17 protein-coding genes are annotated in these 18,692 nt (G+C 67.6%); 7 read left to right on the forward strand and 10 right to left on the reverse strand.

The window, feature by feature from the left end; genetic code table 11:
- Window positions 1-151 precede the first annotated feature (151 nt).
- From NWF24_RS22165 to msrA, 6 genes are all read right to left on the reverse strand, one after another.
- Window positions 152-1,105 carry an AEC family transporter gene (locus NWF24_RS22165; RefSeq protein ID WP_093058248.1) on the reverse strand — a complete coding sequence of 318 codons (954 nt, stop codon included), beginning with the start codon at window positions 1,103-1,105 and terminating at the stop codon, window positions 152-154.
- A 51-nt stretch (window positions 1,106-1,156) separates the two neighbouring features.
- Window positions 1,157-3,238 (reverse strand): TonB-dependent receptor, encoded by a 2,082-nt coding sequence (locus NWF24_RS22170; protein WP_258350425.1) that lies wholly within the window; start codon window positions 3,236-3,238, stop codon window positions 1,157-1,159.
- Between the two features lie 81 nt (window positions 3,239-3,319).
- Window positions 3,320-3,679 (reverse strand): hypothetical protein, encoded by a 360-nt coding sequence (locus NWF24_RS22175; RefSeq protein WP_258350426.1) that lies wholly within the window; start codon window positions 3,677-3,679, stop codon window positions 3,320-3,322.
- Between the two features lie 52 nt (window positions 3,680-3,731).
- Window positions 3,732-5,900, reverse strand: a complete 2,169-nt coding sequence (locus tag NWF24_RS22180) for a TonB-dependent receptor (RefSeq protein ID WP_258350427.1) — start codon at window positions 5,898-5,900, stop codon at window positions 3,732-3,734.
- Window positions 5,901-5,980: 80 nt separating this feature from the next.
- Window positions 5,981-6,376, reverse strand: a complete 396-nt coding sequence (locus NWF24_RS22185) for a hypothetical protein (RefSeq protein ID WP_258350428.1) — start codon at window positions 6,374-6,376, stop codon at window positions 5,981-5,983.
- Between the two features lie 14 nt (window positions 6,377-6,390).
- Complete coding sequence (msrA, locus tag NWF24_RS22190; protein ID WP_258350429.1) at window positions 6,391-6,942, reverse strand: peptide-methionine (S)-S-oxide reductase MsrA; 552 nt, start codon at window positions 6,940-6,942, stop codon at window positions 6,391-6,393.
- 102 nt (window positions 6,943-7,044) lie between these two features.
- Here msrA and NWF24_RS22195 point away from each other — a divergent pair, with 102 nt between their 5' ends.
- Genes NWF24_RS22195 through NWF24_RS22210 form a run of 4 tightly spaced genes read left to right on the forward strand, consistent with a single transcriptional unit; the run spans window position 7,045 to window position 10,402 of the window.
- On the forward strand, window positions 7,045-7,767 hold the full coding sequence (locus NWF24_RS22195; protein WP_093078846.1) for a TetR/AcrR family transcriptional regulator: 723 nt from the start codon (window positions 7,045-7,047) through the stop codon (window positions 7,765-7,767).
- A 21-nt stretch (window positions 7,768-7,788) separates the two neighbouring features.
- Window positions 7,789-8,466, forward strand: a complete 678-nt coding sequence (locus NWF24_RS22200; protein WP_093058243.1) for a protein-L-isoaspartate O-methyltransferase family protein — start codon at window positions 7,789-7,791, stop codon at window positions 8,464-8,466.
- Between the two features lie 16 nt (window positions 8,467-8,482).
- Window positions 8,483-8,827 (forward strand): rhodanese-like domain-containing protein, encoded by a 345-nt coding sequence (locus NWF24_RS22205; RefSeq protein ID WP_258350430.1) that lies wholly within the window; start codon window positions 8,483-8,485, stop codon window positions 8,825-8,827.
- 21 nt (window positions 8,828-8,848) lie between these two features.
- On the forward strand, window positions 8,849-10,402 hold the full coding sequence (locus NWF24_RS22210; RefSeq protein WP_258350431.1) for a TolC family outer membrane protein: 1,554 nt from the start codon (window positions 8,849-8,851) through the stop codon (window positions 10,400-10,402).
- 13 nt (window positions 10,403-10,415) lie between these two features.
- Here NWF24_RS22210 and NWF24_RS22215 read toward each other — a convergent pair whose 3' ends face one another.
- Together NWF24_RS22215 and NWF24_RS22220 are read right to left on the reverse strand one after the other, a co-directional pair.
- Window positions 10,416-11,798, reverse strand: a complete 1,383-nt coding sequence (locus NWF24_RS22215; RefSeq protein ID WP_093058240.1) for a 3-deoxy-D-manno-octulosonic acid transferase — start codon at window positions 11,796-11,798, stop codon at window positions 10,416-10,418.
- Window positions 11,799-11,807: 9 nt separating this feature from the next.
- Window positions 11,808-13,190, reverse strand: coding sequence for a phosphomannomutase/phosphoglucomutase (locus tag NWF24_RS22220; protein ID WP_258350432.1), 1,383 nt, complete (start codon window positions 13,188-13,190; stop codon window positions 11,808-11,810).
- Window positions 13,191-13,301: 111 nt separating this feature from the next.
- Between NWF24_RS22220 and NWF24_RS22225 the strand changes: the two genes are divergently transcribed.
- From NWF24_RS22225 to NWF24_RS22235, 3 genes are read left to right on the forward strand one after another with little or no spacing between them, the layout of a single operon-like run.
- Window positions 13,302-14,900, forward strand: coding sequence for a DNA-3-methyladenine glycosylase 2 family protein (locus tag NWF24_RS22225; RefSeq protein WP_258350433.1), 1,599 nt, complete (start codon window positions 13,302-13,304; stop codon window positions 14,898-14,900).
- Between the two features lie 6 nt (window positions 14,901-14,906).
- Window positions 14,907-15,404 (forward strand): methylated-DNA--[protein]-cysteine S-methyltransferase, encoded by a 498-nt coding sequence (locus NWF24_RS22230; protein ID WP_093078854.1) that lies wholly within the window; start codon window positions 14,907-14,909, stop codon window positions 15,402-15,404.
- Window positions 15,405-15,442: 38 nt separating this feature from the next.
- Window positions 15,443-16,384 carry a DMT family transporter gene (locus NWF24_RS22235; protein ID WP_258350434.1) on the forward strand — a complete coding sequence of 314 codons (942 nt, stop codon included), beginning with the start codon at window positions 15,443-15,445 and terminating at the stop codon, window positions 16,382-16,384.
- A gap of 19 nt (window positions 16,385-16,403) precedes the next feature.
- Here the strand turns inward: NWF24_RS22235 and NWF24_RS22240 are convergent, their stop codons facing one another.
- On the reverse strand, window positions 16,404-17,066 hold the full coding sequence (locus NWF24_RS22240) for a DUF1345 domain-containing protein (protein ID WP_258350435.1): 663 nt from the start codon (window positions 17,064-17,066) through the stop codon (window positions 16,404-16,406).
- A 71-nt stretch (window positions 17,067-17,137) separates the two neighbouring features.
- Window positions 17,138-18,691: an AMP-binding protein gene (locus tag NWF24_RS22245; protein ID WP_258350436.1), complete on the reverse strand. Its 1,554-nt coding sequence runs from the start codon at window positions 18,689-18,691 to the stop codon at window positions 17,138-17,140.
- Between the last annotated feature and the right edge of the window lies 1 nt (window position 18,692).

The following is an 18,692-nucleotide window of genomic DNA, read 5'->3' on the forward strand; positions in this document are numbered from 1 at the left end:
CGCGCCGGGTGAATCATCAGCCGGCAAATGTAGGGTGCCAGCGGCCCCGCGCCATCTCGCCAAACGGCCACCCTGCCGAACGACATAGGCGTGCGGCGAAGCGTTCTAAGGCGAAAGTCCGCTCAACGCCAAGGAGAAGAGACCGAAGGACTCAGGGCAGCCACTGCACACACATCATCACGAGCGTGAGCGTGACGAGCCCCAGTACCGTCGACACCGCGACGCTGGCAGTCACCAGGTCTTCGGACGTGCGGTAGCGTTGCGAGAACAGGAACACGTTGGCGCCGATCGGCAGCGCCGCAGCCACCACCATCACCGTGAGCGGAATGCCGCGCACGCCCAGCAGCCAGCCGATGACGGCCACCAGCAGCGGATGCAGCAGGTTCTTCACCAGTGCCTGCACCAGCGCGCCGCGCCAGTGCCGACCGATGGGCGTGAGCGCGAGGGTAATACCCACCATCACCAGCGCGATCGGCCCGAAGGCCTGGCCCAGCAGCTGGATCGGCTTGTCGATGACCTCGGGCATGACCAGCCCGGTCTGCGCGAACAGCAGGCCCGCGATGATCGGCATCGGCACGGGGTGAATGATGGCGTTGCGCAGCGCGCGCATCACGGTGCGAGCCATCGACGGCCGCTTGTCTGCGCCAGCGGCGCCGGCCTGCTCGCGCGCGACGGCCAGCTCCAGCACCACCGTGGCACTGGTCAGCAGCACCAGCGAATGCAGCGAAATCAGCGTGAGCAGCACCACCATGCCCTCCTCGCCGTATGCGAGGCCGATCAGCGCGATGCCGATCATCACGGTGTTGCTGTAGGTGTTGGCCAGCGCGAGCACCGCCGCCGTGCGGTTGAACCCACGCAGCGCCAGCGTGCCCGCGAACAGCAGGCCCGAGGCGATGAAGTACGCCGCCACGGGCTTGAGGCTCAACTGCTCGACGTGCACCGTGCTCATGGCGCGGAACAGCAGCGCAGGCGCGAGCAGCAGGAAGATGAGGTGCGACAGGTCTTTCACCGCATTGCCGCCGATCCAGCGGCGCTTGCCTGCCAGATAGCCGACAGCGATGAGCAGGACGACGGGGAGGAGCGAGGAGATGACGATGGAATTCACTCGGCGAGGATAGCCGAGGGACTCTTTCGTCTTCGCCCGCCCCTTGCGCCCTTAGAACGTCACGCGCAGGCCGACCTTCAACGTCCGCCCCGGCAACGGCGCGTTCGGATACACCGTCGTCGTCAGGATCGAGGTCGCGCTGTAGGCCAGCTTGTTCGTGATGTTGTCCATGCGCGCATACCAGGTGAGGTTGGCGCGCTGCACCTTCATGCGGTAGGTGATGGCCGCATTCCACAGCGTGTATGCATCGGTTTCGCGCGCACCCACCGACGGAATGCGGTGCTGCGCCGCGTTGTAGTCGAAGCCGAAGCGCGCGCCCCACGGGCCGTTGGCATAGGCCAGCGTTGCGCCCAGGCGCAGCGGCGCGATGCGCGGCAGCGGCTCGCCGGTGTCGAGGTTCTTCGCGCGCACGATGTCGCCGCGCCACTCGAGGTCGAGCGTGCCCGCATCGCCCATGCGTGCGAAGCCGTCAGTGCCCAGCAGGCGCAGGTTGCCGTTGGCCTCGATGCCGGTGAAGCGCGCGCGCACGCCGCTGTAGACGTACTCCGCCAGCGTGTCGGTGGCGCCGGGCTCGGCCACGTTGCCCTCTTCATCGAGGTTGCGCCCCGATGCCGTCAAGCCGATGTAGTTGCTGAAGCGCGTGACATACGCGTTGACGCGGGCCGTGTTGGGCCCCGACTTCCATTGAGCGCCCAGATCGAGGCCGGTCGACTTCTCCTTCTTCAGGTTCGGGTCGCCCACCTCCCATGCGGCCGTTGCCACGTGGGGGCCGTTGGCCAGCAGCTCGTAGTCTTTCGGCGCGCGCTCGGTGTAGGCGAGATTCGAAGTCAGCTGCCACTGCGGCGCGAGGTTGACCAGCGCACCGAAGGCCGCGCTGTGCGGATTGAAGGTGCGCTCTCCGACGGCAAAGCGCGTGACCGTCGGATCGTCCGGGTAGCCCAGCGAGCGGATGCGGACCTGCTCGGTGCGCGCACCGAAGCTCAGGCGGCCCCATGAAGTGCCGTATTCCTCGTACATGAACAGCGCGTTGGAGCGCGTGCGGCTGTGCGGCGCAAAGGCCTCCTCGCCGTCGGCGGCGAAGCGATTGGTTTCGCTGCTGAAGCCGACCAAGCCTTCGAAGTTGCCGATCTTCTGGTGGCGCGCCTCGATGCGCAGGTCGTTGCTCATGTTCGAGAACGTGGTGCCGGCTTCGCCGCCCTCGAACTCGGTGTGGCGGTAGTCCGTGTGGCTCAGCTTCGCGTGGATGCTGCTGATGAAGCCGCCCGGGCGCCACTCGCCTTCGATTGCATAGCGGTCGGACTTCATGCCGATGGTGACGTCGTCCTCGGCCACGGTGCCGTACTTGCTGCGGTAGGTGCTGACCGAGGCGCCGATGTAGCCCTGGTCGAAGAACATCGTGCCGCCGACGGCGCCGCCGTGCGCCTCGTTGGCCGAGTTGCAGATCTTGCGCGCAGTCCACGGCGAGCCGGGCTTGCTGCATTCGAGCGTGATCGGCACCGACACGTCTTTCGAGTCGCGGTTGAAGGCGTCGACGTGGATCGCCAGGCGGTCGTTGCCGCCTTCGAGCACCACGCCGCCGTTCTTTTCCTTGTTGCCGGTGGAATAGCCCAGGTCGGCGCGGCCGCCGAAGCCGTTGATCGGCTCCGTCGGAATGCGGTTGTCGATCACATTGACCACGCCGCCGACGGCGCTGCCGCCGTACTGCAGCGCCGAAGGGCCGCGCAGCACTTCGATGCGGTCGGTCACCAGTGCGTCGACCGGCACGGCGTGGTCGTAGCTCAGCGCCGAGGCGTCGGGCGCGCCGCCGCCGTTCTGCAGGATGCGGATGCGGTCGCCGTCCTGGCCGCGGATGATCGGGCGGCTGGCGTTGGGGCCGAAGTAGCTGCTGCTCACGCCGGGCACGTTGTCGAGCGTTTGGCCGAGGGTCGATTCGGAGCGCAGCAGCAGCTTGTCGCCCGACAGCGTGGTGGTCGGCGCGATCAGGTCGCTGGCGCCGAGCGGGTTGCCGGTGACGGTGACTTCACGCAGGCTGGTGGCGTCGGCGGGTTGGGCCTGCGCCTGGGCCAGGCTTGCGAAAGAGGCAAGCGAAAGAACGGCAACGCCGATGGCGTTGCGAGGGAAATTGGGAGTCATGAATGGACACTCGTTGAAATCAAGGGGCGACCGGCCGCCACCCACGCCAAGCGGGTGCGGCAGTCGGAACACATCGGAAATTCAGCGAGTGGAAGGTGGGCCGCGTGCGTCGAACAGCACGATCCAGCGGGCGACGGCTTCGCCCTGCAGATACGCGAAGGTGGCCGACGGCAGCACCATCGGCAGCACCAGCAGCGGCACGCCGGGCGCGCTGAAGCCGTGCGACAGCCGGTCGTACAGCCGGCACTCGGCGTCGGTCTTGTCGCCGAACAGCGCATGCAGCCAGGTGTGCCGCTGCGCCGGGGCGTGAGCCTCAGAGGCCCCGGCAGCCACGGCGGTCGCGCGCTCGGCGGACAGGGCCCAGGCGCGATCGCCCGGCACGTGCAGCGTGGCATGCACGAGGCCGAGCGTCGACGTCACCCACACTGCGACGAGCAGCATGAAGGCGACTGTGCGCGAGAGCCTCGTGTGCGTCATCTGCGTGCGACCTGCATCAGAAGTGCGTGGTCATGCTCACGTACAGGCTGCGCCGCGTGCCGTACTGCGGCGCACCCACGCCCACGCCCGTGCCGTCGCGCAGCAGGTAGCTCTTGTCGAACAGGTTCAGGATGGCGATGCGCCCGACGATGTCACCGCCCGACGACTCCTTCCAGGTGTGCGAGTAGGCGGCGTTGACCACCGCGTAGTGCGGCAGTGCCGCGCTGTTGGGCGCGCCGCCGTCGGGCGTGCGGCGCAGGCCGCTGCCGAAGATCAGGTCGCCGCTGACCTGGTTGTCGCCGAAGCGGTAGCTGGCGCCGCCCGACAGTGTGTAGGTCTGGTCGTGGTCCAGGTACACGTAGTGGTTGGCGATGTAGCTCAGCTCATCGGCGCCGAACAGCGACTGGCTCGACACGATGTCCTTGCCCATCGCCTTCTGGTAGGCGAAGTTCGCGTAGGCCGACCAGTGGTCGTCGCTGTAACGGGCCGAAAGCTCCAGCCCGCGCGCGAAGCCCTTGGCATAGTTGAACGGCGACAGGATCAGCGCCTGGCCGAACTGGCCTTCGTCGAGCAGGTTGGTGATGTCCTTGTAGTACACGTCGGCCGACAGCGACAGGTTGGCATTCACCTTGTGGTCCACGCCCAGGTCGAAGTAATGGGTGCGCTCCGCCTTCACCGCATCGGAGTTGGCAACCTCCGGCTGGTTGGTGGTGCCCGCATACAGATTGATGCTCTGCTGCGAGGCCAGCTCCTGCGGCGGCGGCGTGAAGTAGCGCGCGTAGCCCGCGTGCAGCGCCGTGTCGTCCGACAGCTTGTACGCAAGGTTCAGCCGCGGGCTCCACTGGTGCTCTTTGGTGAAAGCGTCGACGCTGTCGTAGCGCAAGCCGTAGTTGAAGGTCAGCTTCGAGTCGATGCGCCATTCGTCCTGCAGGTAGAGGCTGGCGAGCTGGCCGACCTTGCTGGAGTTGTCGTTGATCAGCAGCGGCGTGTTGCCTACCTGCGCGCCGGTGTCGTCGACCGGGAACACGTTCACCGCATTGATGCTGCGCGTGGTCTGCCGCGTGTAGGCGCCGCCGAAGCGCAGCGTGTGGGCATCGTTCAGCTTGTACGACGCATCGGCCTGCAGGCCGTTGGACGAGTTGGAGCGCAGGGTGTCGGAGGCCACGCCGTTGTAGATCAGGTCGCCCACGGCGTCGGGCACGTAGTGCAGGCTCGAGTACTGGTGGAAGGCCGAGAGCTGGAAGTCCAGCGCGCCCACCGTCTTCTGGTAGGACAGCGCGACGAAGCGTGTGGCCTCGGTCTGGCGCTCGCGCACGTCGGACGACGGCAGCCCGTTGTAGCCCGTGCCCAGGTCGCTGTAGCCGGCCAGCGAGAAGGACGGCGTCTGGTTCGGGTTGGTCGGAATCTGGAACTTGCCGTTGTAGGTGCCGAACATCAGGCCCAGGCGCGTGTCGGCGTCGAGGTAGTACGAGAGGTTGCCGAAGGTCTTGCCCTGCCGCGTGCGGTCGTTCTGCGCGTTGAGCGTGGGCTGCGGGTTCTCGATGCCGTTGGTGTTGGACACCAGGCTGCCCGACAGGTAGTAGCTCAGGTTGCCGGTGGTGCCGTAGACCGAGCCGCTTTCTTCCAGCGTGTTGTGGCTGCCGAAGGTGAAGCCGAGCGAACCGCCGGGCTTGCCGAAGCCCTGCTTGGTCTGGATGTCGACCACCCCGGCAGTGCGCAGGCCGTATTGCGCGGGCAAGGCGCCGGTCAGGAAGTTGACCGAGTCGATGTAGCGCGTGTCCAGCGACTGGCCGAAGCCCGAAATACCTTCGGGCAGCTGCACGCCGTTGACGCGGTACTGCACGTTGCCGTGGTCGTCGCGCACATGCAGCGAACCGGAAGCCTTCGAGTCCTTGGCCACGCCGGGCAGTGTCAGCAGCACGTCGTCCAGCGGCGTGGCGTCGCCCTTGCCGAGCGCGTCGATGGCCGCGCGGTCGATGCGGTAGACGGTCGCGCCGACCTCGGGCGAGAGTTCCATGCGCGCCTTCTTGAGGCGCTCGGACTGGATCTCCACGGTAGACAGCGTGCCTTCGGCGCTGGGCGCGACGGTGGTGGTCGTGGTGGTCGCGTCCTGGGCGAAGGCCGACCAGGACAGCAGTGAAAGAACGGCAATGCCAACGGCACTGCGACGGAAATTGGGAATCATGAATGGGCACTCGTTGAATCGATGAACGATCTGCCGCCGCCCGCGCGATGCGGGCGGCGGCAGCCGGAACACAGGGGGATTCAGCGAGAGGAAGGCGGACCGCGCGCGTCGAAGAGCGCGATCCAGCGGGCGACGACCTCGCCCTGCAGATAGGCGAAGGTGGCCGACGGCAGCAGCATCGGCAGCACCACCAGCGGCACGCTGGGCACGGCGGAGCCGTGCTCCAGCTGGTCGTACAGCCGGCATTCGGCGTCGGTGTGCTCGCCGAACAGGCTGCCCAGCCCGTGGGCCGCGTGGTCGTGCGCGCCGCTGCGCGATGCCTGCTGCACCTGCACCGCCGCCTCGGCGTGCGAGAGGCCCGGCACGTGCAGCGAACGGTGCATGACCCCCAGCGTGCCCGCAATCCACAACGCGAACGCCAGCGCGACGATGAACGCGCGCGACGAACGGGAGGGAGACTGGCGGGCGATGCGCACGGGGTGGGAGGCGGTCAGGCCTTCAGGCGCGAGGCGAAGGTCTTCTGGAACTTCTCGACCTTCGGGCCCACGACGAACGCGCAGTAGCCCTGGTTCGGGTTGTTCAGGAAGTAGTCCTGGTGGTAGGCCTCGGCCGTCGAGTAGTTGGCGAGCTTCGCCACTTCGGTGACGACGGGCGAGTGATAGGTCTTGCTGGCCTCGATCTCGCGGATGACCCCTTCGGCCACCTCTTTCTGGGCGTCGCTGGTGTAGTAGATGCCGCTGCGGTATTGGGTGCCGGCGTCGTTGCCTTGGCGGTTGAGCGTGGTCGGGTCGTGCACGACGAAGAAGATTTCGAGGATTTCGCGCAGGCTGATCTGCGCCGGGTCGAATTCGAGCTTCACCACCTCGGCATGGCCGGTTCGGCCGGTGCAGACCTGCTCGTAGGTCGGATTGACGACCTGGCCGTTGCAATAGCCCGATTCCACGTCCAGCACGCCCTGAACCCGGTCGAACACCGCCTCGGTGCACCAGAAGCAGCCACCGCCCAGCACGATGGTTTCGGTAGGCGACGATGAAGTAGGCATGGTGCTGCTCCGGCAGGTTGGAAAAAGACGAACCCGATATTGTCGCGGCTTGACGTGACGGATGCCGGTCACTACATTACTAACCCGCGAGTCATTAACACCATGCCCACGCCCCGCTCCTTCGTCGAAAAGATCTGCCCGGTGCACGCCAAGCGCGAACGCCGGAAAGAGGCGCGCCCGGGCGAACTGCTGGCCGCCGCGCTCGATCTGTTCGTCGAAAAGGGCTTTGCCGCCACCCGTTCCGAGGAAGTGGCGGCGCGCGCCGGCGTCTCCAAGGGCACCCTCTTTCTTTACTTTCCGAGCAAGGAAGAGCTGTTCAAGGCCGTGGTCATGGAAAACCTCGGCGGCCGTTTCACGGAGTGGAATGCCGAGTTCGAGGCCTTCGAAGGCACCACGGCCGAGATGCTGCGCTACTGCATGAGCGTGTGGTGGGAGCGCGTCGGCAAGACCCAGGCCTCGGGCCTGACCAAGCTCATGATGAGCGAGGGCGCCAACTTTCCCGAACTGGCGGAGTTCTACCGCCGCGAGGTGGTCCGGCCCGGCCACGAGCTGCTGCGGCGCATTTTCAAGCGCGGCATCGACAGCGGCGAGTTCGCGCCGATGGACATCGACCACGCGATCTATTCGGTGGTGGCGCCCATGGTCTTCCTCATGCTCTGGAAGCATTCAGCCATGGTCTGCGTCGACGGCGCATCGGCGCTCGACCCCGAAAAGTACGTCGCCGTGCAGGCCGACGTGGTGATCAACGGGCTCAGCGCGCACCCCGGAAGGCCGAGCGTGCCGCCGGTGTCACCGCCGGCACCTAAAATTGAAGGTTTGTCCTGAGCCCACTAGGAAAACCACGCCATGAACCCCACCCCCACCCTCGAGCGCTTGCGCTTCAACATGATCGAACAGCAGATCCGCCCCTGGGATGTGCTGGAAACGGACATCCTCGAACTGCTGGCCGAAATCCACCGCGAAGACTACGTGCCGGAAGAACACCGCACGCTGTCCTTCTTCGACATGGAGCTGCCCCTGCTCGACGGCTCCGTGCCCGGCGAATTCATGCTGTCGCCCAAGGTCGAGGCCCGCACGCTGCAAGACCTGCACATCCAGAAGCACGAATCGGTGCTCGAAATCGGCACCGGCTCCGGCTTCATGGCCGCCCTGCTGGGTGCCCGCGCCGCCCAGGTGCTGTCGCTTGAAATCAACCCCGTGCTGGCCGCCCGCGCCGCCGAGACGCTGCGCCGCAACGGCGTGACCAACGTCGAAGTGCGCAATGCCGACGGCGCCGTGCCCCTGGCCAGCGGCCCGAGCTTCGACGTGATCGTGCTCAGCGGCTCGGTCGCCCGCATTCCGCAGAACCTGCTGGGTTCGCTCAAGGTCGGCGGCCGCCTCTCGGCCATCGTGGGCGAAGAGCCGATGATGCGCGCCCACTTCGTCACCCGCTCGAGCGAAAGCAAGTGGGACACCATCCAGCCCTGGGACATCGTGGCCCCGCGCCTGCTGAACTTCCCCGAGCCCTCGCGCTTCTCGTTCTGAGCCGGCGGTTGACCGAATGATCGACCAAGTCCGCCCCGCCGACCTTGCCGCCTGGTTCGCCCAGAACGCCGACGCCACCCCCGTGCTGCTCGACGTGCGCGAACCCTGGGAGCTGCAGACGGCGAGCGTCGCGCCCCAGGGCTTCACCCTGGTGGCGATTCCGATGAACGAGATTCCCGGGCGGCTGGCCGAGCTGAGCAACGGCCAGTCCGAACTTCGAATCGCATGCCTGTGCCATCACGGCGCGCGCAGCCAGCGCGTGGCCGCCTTTTTGAACCAGAACGGCTTTGACCAGCTCGCCAACGTGGCGGGCGGCATCGACGCCTGGTCTTCGCACGACCCCTCGGTCCCGCGCTACTGATTCTTTCTTCAAGGACGTTCAATGCCTTCCAGGCCCCGGCTTTCGCCTCTTTCCGCAGCGCTCGCAATCACCTTCGCAGCCCTGCTCGCATCGCCGGCCCTGACCCAGGCCCAGACACTGAACGAACTCTATGACGCCGCCCGCGGCTACGACGCCACCTACCAGGGCGCACGGGCCCAGTACGAGGCCAACGTCGCGCGCGCCGCGCAGGCCAAGGCCGGCATCCTGCCCGCCGTGGGGCTCACGGCCGGCGTGACGCGCAGCGACCTCGACATCGACACCCTCACGGGCACCGGCCGCGGCACCACCACGCCGCGCGACTTCAACACGCAGAACGTCGGCATCAACGCCACGCAGCCGCTGTACCGGCCCGCCAACTGGGCCACGTACGAGCAGGGCAAGCGCCAGGCCGACATCGCGCAGGCGGTGCTCACCATTGCCGAACAAGACCTGATCGTGCGCGTGAGCCAGGCGTACTTCGACGTGCTCGCAAGCCAGGACAGCCTGGCGCTGGTGCGCGCGCAAAAGGTTGCCGTGGCCGAGCAGTTGGCGTCGGCCAAGCGCAACTTCGAGGTCGGCACCTCCACCATCACCGACTCGCGCGAGGCACAGGCCCGCTACGACCTGGTGATCGCGCAAGAGATCGCGGCCGAGAACGACCTGCAGGTGAAGAAGATCGTGCTCGACCAGCTGGTCGGCCGCCCTGGCAGCGTGCCGGTGCCGCTGCGGGTGCCGGTGGTGCTGCCCGCCGCCGTGCCCGCGGACATCAACGCCTGGGTTACGCAGGCCGACGAGGTGCATCCCTCGATCCAGCAGGCCCGATTGGGCCTGGACGTGGCCGGGCTCGAAGTGGACAAGGCCAAGGCCGGCCACAAGCCCACGCTCGACGCCAACCTGGGCTACAACGTCACGCGCAACCCGACGGGCACCAGCACCAGCACCGTGGGCACGCGCGTCAACGCAACCACGGTCGGCGTGACCTTCAACCTGCCGCTGTTCGCCGGCTTCGCCACCGAAAACCGCATCAAGGAAACGCTGGCGCTCGAAGACCAGTCGCGCAGCGTGCTCGACGGCACCCGCCGCAGCGTGGCGCAGGCCACCCGCGCGGCCTACCTCGGGCTCGTCTCCGGCGCTGGACAGGTGAAGGCGCTGGAAGCGGCCGAGGCATCGAGCCAGAGCGCGCTCGACGCCAACCGGCTCGGCTACCAGGTGGGCGTGCGCATCAACATCGACGTGCTGAACTCGCAGAGCCAGCTCTACCAGACCAAACGCGACCTGGCGCAGGCGCGCTACAACGTGCTGCTGGGCAACCTGAAGCTGCGCCAGGCCAACGGCACGCTGACAACCGACGACATGAATGCGATCAACGCGACGCTGGCAAGCAATGGCAGCGTGCCTGCCGTGCCTTCGGCCACTGGGCCTGATCGCAGCACCACGGTGCCGCCTGCGACAACCGTGACGCCGCCGAGCATTCCGGTGATCCCGCCGGTGCCGGTGCAGCCGTTCAATCCGCCGGCGCCGACGATGCCGACAGCGCCCGTGCCGCCGGTAATCCTGAACCCGCCGGTGCGCTGAGCGCGCGCCGCAGTCAGTCCAGCGTGGGCTCGGCCCGCGTTGGTTCTTCGTCCAGCGGCTCCCCCGCCGCCGTCACCGGTTCCGCCGCCTGTGCAATCGCCAGCACAGCGGCCGCGGTGCGCTCGGCAGCTCCGCGGTTCGATGAAGAGAACGCCAGCGCGGCCTGCGCCATCGTGGCGCGGCGCTCGGGGTTCTCGACCAGCTTCAGCGCGGCCGTCACGGCCTGCTCCATGCCCTCGACCCGCAGCGACGCACCGGCTGCCAGCGACAACTGCGCCGCCTCGGCGAAGTTGAAGGTTGACGGGCCCATGATCACCGGGCAACCGCAGGCCGCCGGCTCGATCAGGTTCTGCCCGCCCAGCGGCTCGAAGCTGCCGCCGAGCAGCGCCACGTCGGCGAGGCCGTAGTACAGCGCCATTTCGCCCAGCGAATCGCCGAGCCAGATCTCTGCATCTGACGGCTGGCCCGCCGCGCTCCGGCGCGCGACGGCAAAGCCCTCGGCCTCGATCAGCGCCGCCACTTCGTCGAAGCGTTGTGGATGACGCGGCACGATCATCCATTGCACGTCGTGCACGCGCTTGGCAATCGAGCGGATCGCGCCCTGCTCGGGCGGCACGGGCGAGGTTGCGCCGAAGCGCTTGAGCACTTCGAGCAGCAGCCGCTCTTCGCCGTCGCGCGAGCTTGCGAGCACGACCATCGGCTTGGGCAGGCGCTCGCGCAGCGACACGGCCGCGTTCAGCTGGCGCGCATCGGGCGTGGCGTCGAATTTGAGGTTGCCGTAGATGCCGGCCACCTTGGCGCCGAGCGACACCAGGCGGTGCGCATCGGCCTCGGTCTGCGCCCACACGGCCGTCAGGGCCGAGTACGCGGGCCGCGCCAGCCATGCAAGCCGTTCGGCCGAGGCCAGCGATTTCTCGTTGAGCCGCGCGTTGGCCAGCACCAGCGGAATATGGCGCTCGGCGCAGGCAGCGGCCATCTCGGGCCAGACCTCGGTTTCCATCAGCACGCCGATGCGGGGCTGGAACTTGTCAAGAAAACGCGCCACCGCACCCGGCGTGTCCCACGGCTGCCAGACCTGCGTGTCGCCGGGTTCGAGCAGCTTGGCGCCTTCTTCGCGGCCGGTGGCTGTGCCGTGCGTGAGCAGGATCGGAATGCCCGGGTACTGCCGCCGCAGCTCGGCAATCAGGATGGCGGCCGCGCGCGTCTCGCCGAGCGAAACCGCATGCACCCAGCACTGGGCCTGGCCGGTGGTGGCTTCGTCGTAGTGGCCGAAGCGCTCTTCCACGGCCACGCCATAGCCCGGCTCGGCCTCGGCGCGGCGCCGCAGCTTGCGGCGCACTAGCGGTTGCACGACGGTGGTGAAGACGCCGTAGAGGCGAAGCAGCAGGGAACGCACGGGCTCAGTTCAATGAGAGGCTTCAGCCAGTTTGGCGTCGGGCTTGACGGTTCTCAACAAAGCCAGCATCTCGGCTTCGATGCGCTTCAATGCGGCATCGGTCTGGCCTTCGAAGCGCAGCACCAGCACGGGGGTGGTGTTCGATGCACGGATCAGGCCGAAGCCATCGGGCCAGTCGACGCGCAAGCCGTCGATGGTCGAGACCTTGGCGGGCGCCGCGAAGCTCGCGCCCTTCACGAGCTTGTCGACCACCACGTGCGGCTCGCCTTCGGCGCAGGCCACGTTCAGTTCGGGCGTCGAGAAGCTGGTGGGCAGTGCGTTGAGCACGTCGCTCGCGTTCGGGCTCTTGCTCAATATTTCGAGCAGCCGGCAGCCCGCATAGGTGCCGTCGTCGAAGCCGAACCAGCGCTCCTTGAAGAAGATGTGGCCGCTCATCTCGCCGCCCAGCGGCGAATCGATTTCCTTCATCTTCGCCTTGATCAGCGAATGGCCGGTCTTGAAGATCATCGGCACGCCGCCCGCTGCCTCGATGGCCGGTGCCAGGCGCTGCGAGCATTTCACGTCGTAGATGATGGTGCCGCCGGGCACGCGCGACAGCACGTCCTGTGCAAAGAGTTGCATCTGGCGGTCGGGGAAGATGTTCTGGCCGTCCTTGGTGACGATGCCCAGGCGGTCGCCGTCGCCGTCAAAGGCCAGGCCCAGTTCGGCGTCGCCCGTGGCGAGTGCGGCCATCAGGTCCTTGAGGTTCTCGGGCTTGCTGGGGTCAGGGTGATGGTTGGGGAAGTCGCCGTCGACTTCGCTGAACAGCTCGGTCACTTCGCAGCCGATGGCGCGGAAGATGGCAGGGGCCGATGCACCCGCAATGCCGTTGCCCGAATCGATCACGATCTTCATCGGCCGTGCCAGCTTGATGTCGCCGGCAATGCGCTTGACGTAGGCATCGGTCACGTCGACCTTGCGCACGCTGCCGCCCGGGGCAAGCTGGGCGGTGCCCGCTTCCATGGTCTTGCGCAGGCCCTGGATCTCGTCGCCGTAGATCGCGCGGCCGGCCAGCACCATCTTGAAGCCGTTGTAGTCCTTGGGGTTGTGGCTGCCGGTGACCTGGATGCCGCTCTTGCACAGCGTGTGGGCCGCGAAGTACAGCATTGGCGTGGTGACGGCGCCCACGTCGATCACTTCGACGCCGGTGGCCACCAGGCCCTTGATCAGCGCCTCTGCCAGCGCGGGGCCCGACAGGCGGCCATCGCGCCCCACAGCCACCGACTTCTCACCGGCGGCGCGGGCTGCGCTGCCGAAGGCCCTGCCGAGCGCTTCCGCCACCTCCGTATCGAGAGTGACGGGCACGACGCCGCGAATGTCATAGGCCTTGAAGATCGACGCGCTGAGCTGCATGAAAGGCGTTTCCCTGTTGGTTTTGTAAACGGGGCATTGTAGGCAAGGCTCCAGATGCCCACATGTCCGAAAACGGCCAGTTGAAACGAGTCGAAACCGTATCATTTCCCCATGCCTACCAGCCACACCCCCACCGAAGCGCTCGAGAGCGACGCCTGCTACCTGGCGATGAAGACGCATGATGCGCGCTTCGACGGGTCGTTCTTCACCGCCGTGACCTCCACCGGCATCTATTGCCGCCCGGTCTGCCGCGTCAAGCTGCCGCGGCGCGAGAACTGCCGGTTCTTCCGCCACGCCGCACAGGCCGAGGCCGCGGGCTTTCGCCCCTGCCTGCGCTGCCGGCCCGAGCTGGCGCCGCGTGCAGCCAGCTGGTCGACCGAAGACGCCTCGCGCATCCTCGCGCTGCAGGCGGCACGGCTGATCGACGAGCCCGATGCCTGGTCGGAAGACGGCCCGGGCGCGGCACAGATCGCGGCGCGGCTCGGCGTGAGCGATCGCCACCTGCGGCGCATCTTCGAGGTGCAGTTCGGCGTCTCGCCCCTTCAATATCTGCAGACGCGCCGCCTGCTGGCCGCCAAACAGCTCATCGCCGACACCCGCCTGCCGATGACGCAGGTGGCACTGGCCAGCGGCTTCGCCAGCGTGCGGCGGTTCAATGCGGCCTTTCTGGAGCACTATGGCCTGAACCCCAGCGCCCTGCGGCGCGCCGGTGGCGCCACCGCCGAAGGTGGCGAAGGCAAGGCCATCGAGGTGCGGCTGGGTTTTCGCCCGCCCTACGACGCCAACGCGATGCTGGGCTTCTTCGCGCGCCGTGCACTGCGCGGCGTCGAAGTCGTATCCACGGCGGACGGCAAGGAGCCCGCCAAGGGCAGCACGCCCACGTATGTAAAGCTGACACGCACGCTGCGCGTCCAGCAAGGAGGGCAGGCGCATGCGGGCTGGCTGCAACTGCGCTTCGACCTCGAACGCGAGCAACTGCTGCTGTCGGTCAGCGATTCGCTTGCCGCGGTGCTGCCCATCGTCATCAGCCGCGCTCGCGCCCTGTTCGACCTCGATGCCGAGCCGATGGCCATCAATGCGGCGCTGCATGCGGCCTTTCCGCATGGCGACGGGCTGCGCGTGCCGGGCACGGTCGACGGCTTCGAACTGGCGGTGCGCGCGGTGCTGGGCCAGCAGATCACGGTGGCCGCGGCGCGCACGCTGGGCTCGCGGCTTGTCGAGGCCTTCGGCGAACCGCTGGCTACACCCATCGACGGGCTGAACCGGCTGTTCCCCACGCCCGCGGCCATTGCCGCTGCGAGCGGCGATGCACTGGGGCAACTCGGCATCGTGCGGCAGCGGCAGACGGCCCTGCACGCCATCGCGCGCGAAGTCGCGTCCGGCAAGCTGGCGCTGCATGCAGGGGCCGACGTGCCTTCGACCATCGCGGCGCTGCAGGAGCTGCCCGGCATCGGCGCCTGGACCGCGCAGTACATCGCGATGCGCGCGCTGCGTTGGCCCGATGCCTTCCCGGCCGGCGACGTGGCACTGCAAAAGGCGCTGGGCGTAACCACAGCGCGCGCTGCCAGCGAGGCCTCGCAAGCCTGGCGGCCATGGCGCAGCTATGCGGTGCTGCGGGCCTGGCATGCACCCTCTTCCACTCCTGCGACCGCCACCGAAACGGCGGCCGCGGAATTCCCTCTCATCACTACGGCAGGCCTCACCGCCTGAAATGTCATGAAGTTCAAGAGCAAAGTCATCTACACCTCGCACATCGACACGCCTCTCGGCGGCATCACGATGGCGGCCACCGACCAGGGCCTGGCCGGCGTCTGGTTCGACCAGCAGCGCCACTGGCCCGACACCAGCGGCTGGATCACGAAGGACGACCACCCCGCGCTGGTCGAGGCGGCCGCGCAGCTGCACGACTACTTCGCCGGCAAGCGCGACAACTTCGACATGAAGCTCGACCTGTCGCACGGCACCGCGTTCCAGCAGAGCGTGTGGCAGCAACTGCTGGCCATTCCGGCGGGTGCCACCACGAGCTATGGCGCGCTCAGCGTCAACGTGGGCAACCCTGCTGCGGTGCGCGCAGTGGGCGCGGCCGTAGGGCGCAACCCGATCAGCGTGATCGTGCCTTGCCACCGCGTGCTGGGGTCGGACGGGTCGTTGACCGGTTACGCTGGCGGGCTCGACCGCAAGACCGCCCTGCTGGAACTCGAAGGCGCGCTGTAAAAACTTCCAACAAAGAAGAGACAAAGAGCGAAAGACGCATGACCACAACGAACAACAACGCTGCAGCCGCCAAGCCCCTCGCACCCACTGCCTGGCTCATCGACCTGGTGCTGCTGGGCGCGCTCTGGGGCGCGTCTTTCCTCTTCATGCGCATCGGCGCTGCGGAGTTCGGCGCGCTGCCGACGGCTGCGGTGCGGGTGGCGATTGCCGCACTGTTCCTGCTGCCCATCGCGCTGCTGCGCGGCCATGGGCCGTCTCTCGCCAAGCACTGGAAGGCCAGCTTCGCGGTCGGCGTCTTCAACTCGGGCATGCCGTTCGCGCTGTTCTGCTTCGCGCTGCTGACCATCAACACCGGTCTCGCCGCCGTGCTCAATGCCACGACGCCGATGTTCGGCGCACTTGTGGCCTGGGCCTGGTTCCGCGAGCGGCCAGCGGGCTCGCGCATCGTCGGGCTGGTGATCGGCTTTGCCGGCGTGGCAATGCTCGCCAGCCGCAGCGCCGGCCTGCATGCGGGTGCCAGCGGCAATGCCGCACTCTTCGCGGTGCTGGCCTGCCTGGGCGCATGCCTTTGCTACGGCATCTCGGCCAGCGCCACGCGCGCCCATCTGGGCGGTGTGCCCGCGCTGACCACAGCCACCGGCAGCCAGATCGGCGCCACGCTGTTCCTCGCCCTGCCCGCCTTCTGGCTCTGGCCCGCGCAGATGCCCAGCCTGCGCGCCTGGCTCGCGCTGCTGGCGCTCGGCATCGCCTGCACGGGCGTCGCCTACATCCTGTTCTTCCGGCTGATCGAACGCGCCGGCCCGGCGCGCGCGCTGACGGTGACCTTCCTGGTGCCGGTGTTCGCGCTGTTCTACGGCGCGGTGTTCCTCGGCGAGAACATCACGCAGTGGATGCTGATCTGCGCGGCCGTCATCGTCTGCGGCGTGGCGCTGTCGACGGGCATCGTCAAGCTGGGGTGGCCCCGCAAGGCCTCGGCCTGAGAATGCTTAGGCCGGGCGCCTACACGGCGCCCGCGACGACGTTCACCGAGAGTGCGAGCACCAGCATGTTGAACGCGAAGGCCAGCACGCTGTGCAGCAAAGTGATGCGCCGCATCTCCTTCGACGTCGCCTGCACGTCGGACACCTGCGAGGTCATGCCGATCACGTACGAGTAGTAAAGAAAGTCGAAGTAGTCGGGGGCGTCGTCCTTGCCCGGAAAGTCGAGCCCGCCGTCGGGCGTGCCGCTCTTCTGGTCGATGTAGTAGCGGTGTGCGTAATGAAAGGCGTAGATCGTGTGCATCATCAGCCACGAGCCCGCCAGCGCCACCAGCCCGAGCGCCACGTGCGCCGCGCGCTCCCAGCCGCTCAGCGCCTTCACCTGCTGGAGCAGCATGGCGATGGCCACCACGCTGGCGCCGACCACCACCAGCATCGAGACCAGGATCACCACGTTGGGCTGGTCCAGCGACTGCGCGCGCTCGCGCGTACGCTTCGCATCGAAGGTGTCGGCCAGCCACCACGACAGCACCTGGTAGACCGCCACGGCCACGCACCACCCGGCCAGCGCGCGCGCCATGCCGCTCATGGGCGCCGGCATCAACGCCGCGGCGGTGGCGCAGCCGGAGACAGCGCCGTAGAGAAGACGTTGGGGACCGGTGGTGGTGGAAAGGTGTTTGCGCATGGCGGCACTGTAGCGCCGCACAGTCTCCCGTCGTCGGCGTTCAAGGGAGTTATGCCCGGAGACATTCGCTTCTAGCGCTGCCTCGGCTCTGCTTCGTCCGACAGCAATGCTGCACGCACTTCCTTCTTCAGCACCTTGCCCACCTTGGAGCGCGGCAGGTCGAGCCACACCTCGATCTGTTTGGGCGCCTTCACGCTGCCGATGCGCGCCTTGACGAAAGCCTTGATCTCTTCCAAGTTCACCTGCCGACCGACATGCGGCTGCAACACGGCCACCACGCGCTCGCCCCATTTCTCGTCAGGCAGGCCGACGACTGCGCTGTCCTGCACGTCGGGGTGTTGCATCAGCACCTGCTCCACTTCGGCGGAGTAGACGTTGAAGCCGCCCGAGATGATCATGTCCTTGGCGCGGTCCACGATGTAGAGAAACCCGTCGGCGTCGAGGTAGCCGATGTCGCCGGTGTGGTGCCAGCCGTGGCGCGAGGCCTCTTCGGTGGCGCGCGCGTCCTTGTAGTAGCCGAGCATCACGAGCGAGCCGCGCACCACGATCTCTCCGCTCTCGCCCGTGGGCAGCAGCGCGCCGTCGCCGTTCATCACGCCCACCTGCACGAGCGGCCCGGGGCGGCCGGCCGATGACAGACGTTGGCGTGCGACCGTGCCGTCATTGTTGAAGTGGTCGCGCGGCGACATCATCGAGATCATCATCGGCGCCTCGGCCTGGCCGAAGAGTTGGGCCATGACGGGGCCGATCTTCTGCAGCGCCTCTTCGAGCCGCGCGGCCGACATGGGCGCCGCGCCGTACCAGAAGCATTGCAGCGAATCGAGCTTCGCATCTGCCAGCTGCGGGTGCTGCAGCAGCATGTAGATCAGCGTGGGCGGCAGGAAGGTGTGAGTGACGCCGTGTTCTTCGATGAGGCCGAGGAATTCGCCAAGGTCGGGCTTGGGCATGATCACGACCTGCCCGCCCAGCGCCATCACAGGCAGGCACAGCACGCCGGCCGCATGCGTGAGCGGCGCAAGCGCGAGGTAGACGGGCCGGCCCTCGAAGGGGTAGCCCATCAGCGTCAGCGCCGACATCGCCTCGAGGTTGCGCCCCGACAGCATCACGCCCTTGGGCTGGCCGGTGGTGCCGCCGGTGCCGGCGATCATCGCGACGTCGTCGACCACCTGCACATCGATGGGGGCATCGCCTGCATCCCCCAGCCATTGGTCGAGCGATGGCGCGAAGGGCTGCGCCTTGTCGAGGCAGACCAGCGTCGTCACCTTGGGCAGGTCGGACCGCATCTGCTCGACAAGCGGTGCGTAGTTGCTGTGGAAGATCAGGCAGCTGCAGTCGAAGGCGTCGAGCACGTAGCGGTTCTCGGCTGCCTCGTTGCGCGGATTGATCGGACACCACACGGCCGCTGCGCGCGACAGCCCGAAGACGCATGCGAAGGCGACCGGATCGTTGCCCGACAGCACCGCCACCTTGCTGCCCGGGGCGATGCCGCTGCGCTGCAGCGCCCGCGCCACCCGGTAGCTGAAGCGCTGCGCGTCGCCGTACGACAGCAGCACGGCCCCCATGCGCAGGCAGGGCGCCGCGGCTCCCAGCGAAGCGCCCTTGTCCAGGTAGTCGATCAGGCGCATG

Origin of the sequence: Variovorax paradoxus, assembly GCF_024734665.1 — a bacterium.
Lineage (GTDB): Bacteria > Pseudomonadota > Gammaproteobacteria > Burkholderiales > Burkholderiaceae_C > Variovorax.

Excerpts from the sequence above, each read along its gene's own strand:
- NWF24_RS22170 (WP_258350425.1), bottom strand. The coding sequence starts at position 3,238 with ATGACTCCCAATTTCCCTCGCAACGCCATCGGCGTTGCCGTTCTTTCG.
- NWF24_RS22175 (WP_258350426.1), bottom strand. The coding sequence starts at position 3,679 with ATGCTGCTCGTCGCAGTGTGGGTGACGTCGACGCTCGGCCTCGTGCAT.
- NWF24_RS22180 (WP_258350427.1), bottom strand. The coding sequence starts at position 5,900 with ATGATTCCCAATTTCCGTCGCAGTGCCGTTGGCATTGCCGTTCTTTCA.
- msrA (WP_258350429.1), bottom strand. The coding sequence starts at position 6,942 with ATGCCTACTTCATCGTCGCCTACCGAAACCATCGTGCTGGGCGGTGGC.
- NWF24_RS22195 (WP_093078846.1), top strand. The coding sequence starts at position 7,045 with ATGCCCACGCCCCGCTCCTTCGTCGAAAAGATCTGCCCGGTGCACGCC.
- NWF24_RS22200 (WP_093058243.1), top strand. The coding sequence starts at position 7,789 with ATGAACCCCACCCCCACCCTCGAGCGCTTGCGCTTCAACATGATCGAA.
- NWF24_RS22205 (WP_258350430.1), top strand. The coding sequence starts at position 8,483 with ATGATCGACCAAGTCCGCCCCGCCGACCTTGCCGCCTGGTTCGCCCAG.
- NWF24_RS22210 (WP_258350431.1), top strand. The coding sequence starts at position 8,849 with ATGCCTTCCAGGCCCCGGCTTTCGCCTCTTTCCGCAGCGCTCGCAATC.
- NWF24_RS22220 (WP_258350432.1), bottom strand. The coding sequence starts at position 13,190 with ATGCAGCTCAGCGCGTCGATCTTCAAGGCCTATGACATTCGCGGCGTC.
- NWF24_RS22225 (WP_258350433.1), top strand. The coding sequence starts at position 13,302 with ATGCCTACCAGCCACACCCCCACCGAAGCGCTCGAGAGCGACGCCTGC.
- NWF24_RS22230 (WP_093078854.1), top strand. The coding sequence starts at position 14,907 with ATGAAGTTCAAGAGCAAAGTCATCTACACCTCGCACATCGACACGCCT.
- NWF24_RS22235 (WP_258350434.1), top strand. The coding sequence starts at position 15,443 with ATGACCACAACGAACAACAACGCTGCAGCCGCCAAGCCCCTCGCACCC.
- NWF24_RS22240 (WP_258350435.1), bottom strand. The coding sequence starts at position 17,066 with ATGCGCAAACACCTTTCCACCACCACCGGTCCCCAACGTCTTCTCTAC.
- NWF24_RS22245 (WP_258350436.1), bottom strand. The coding sequence starts at position 18,691 with ATGCGCCTGATCGACTACCTGGACAAGGGCGCTTCGCTGGGAGCCGCG.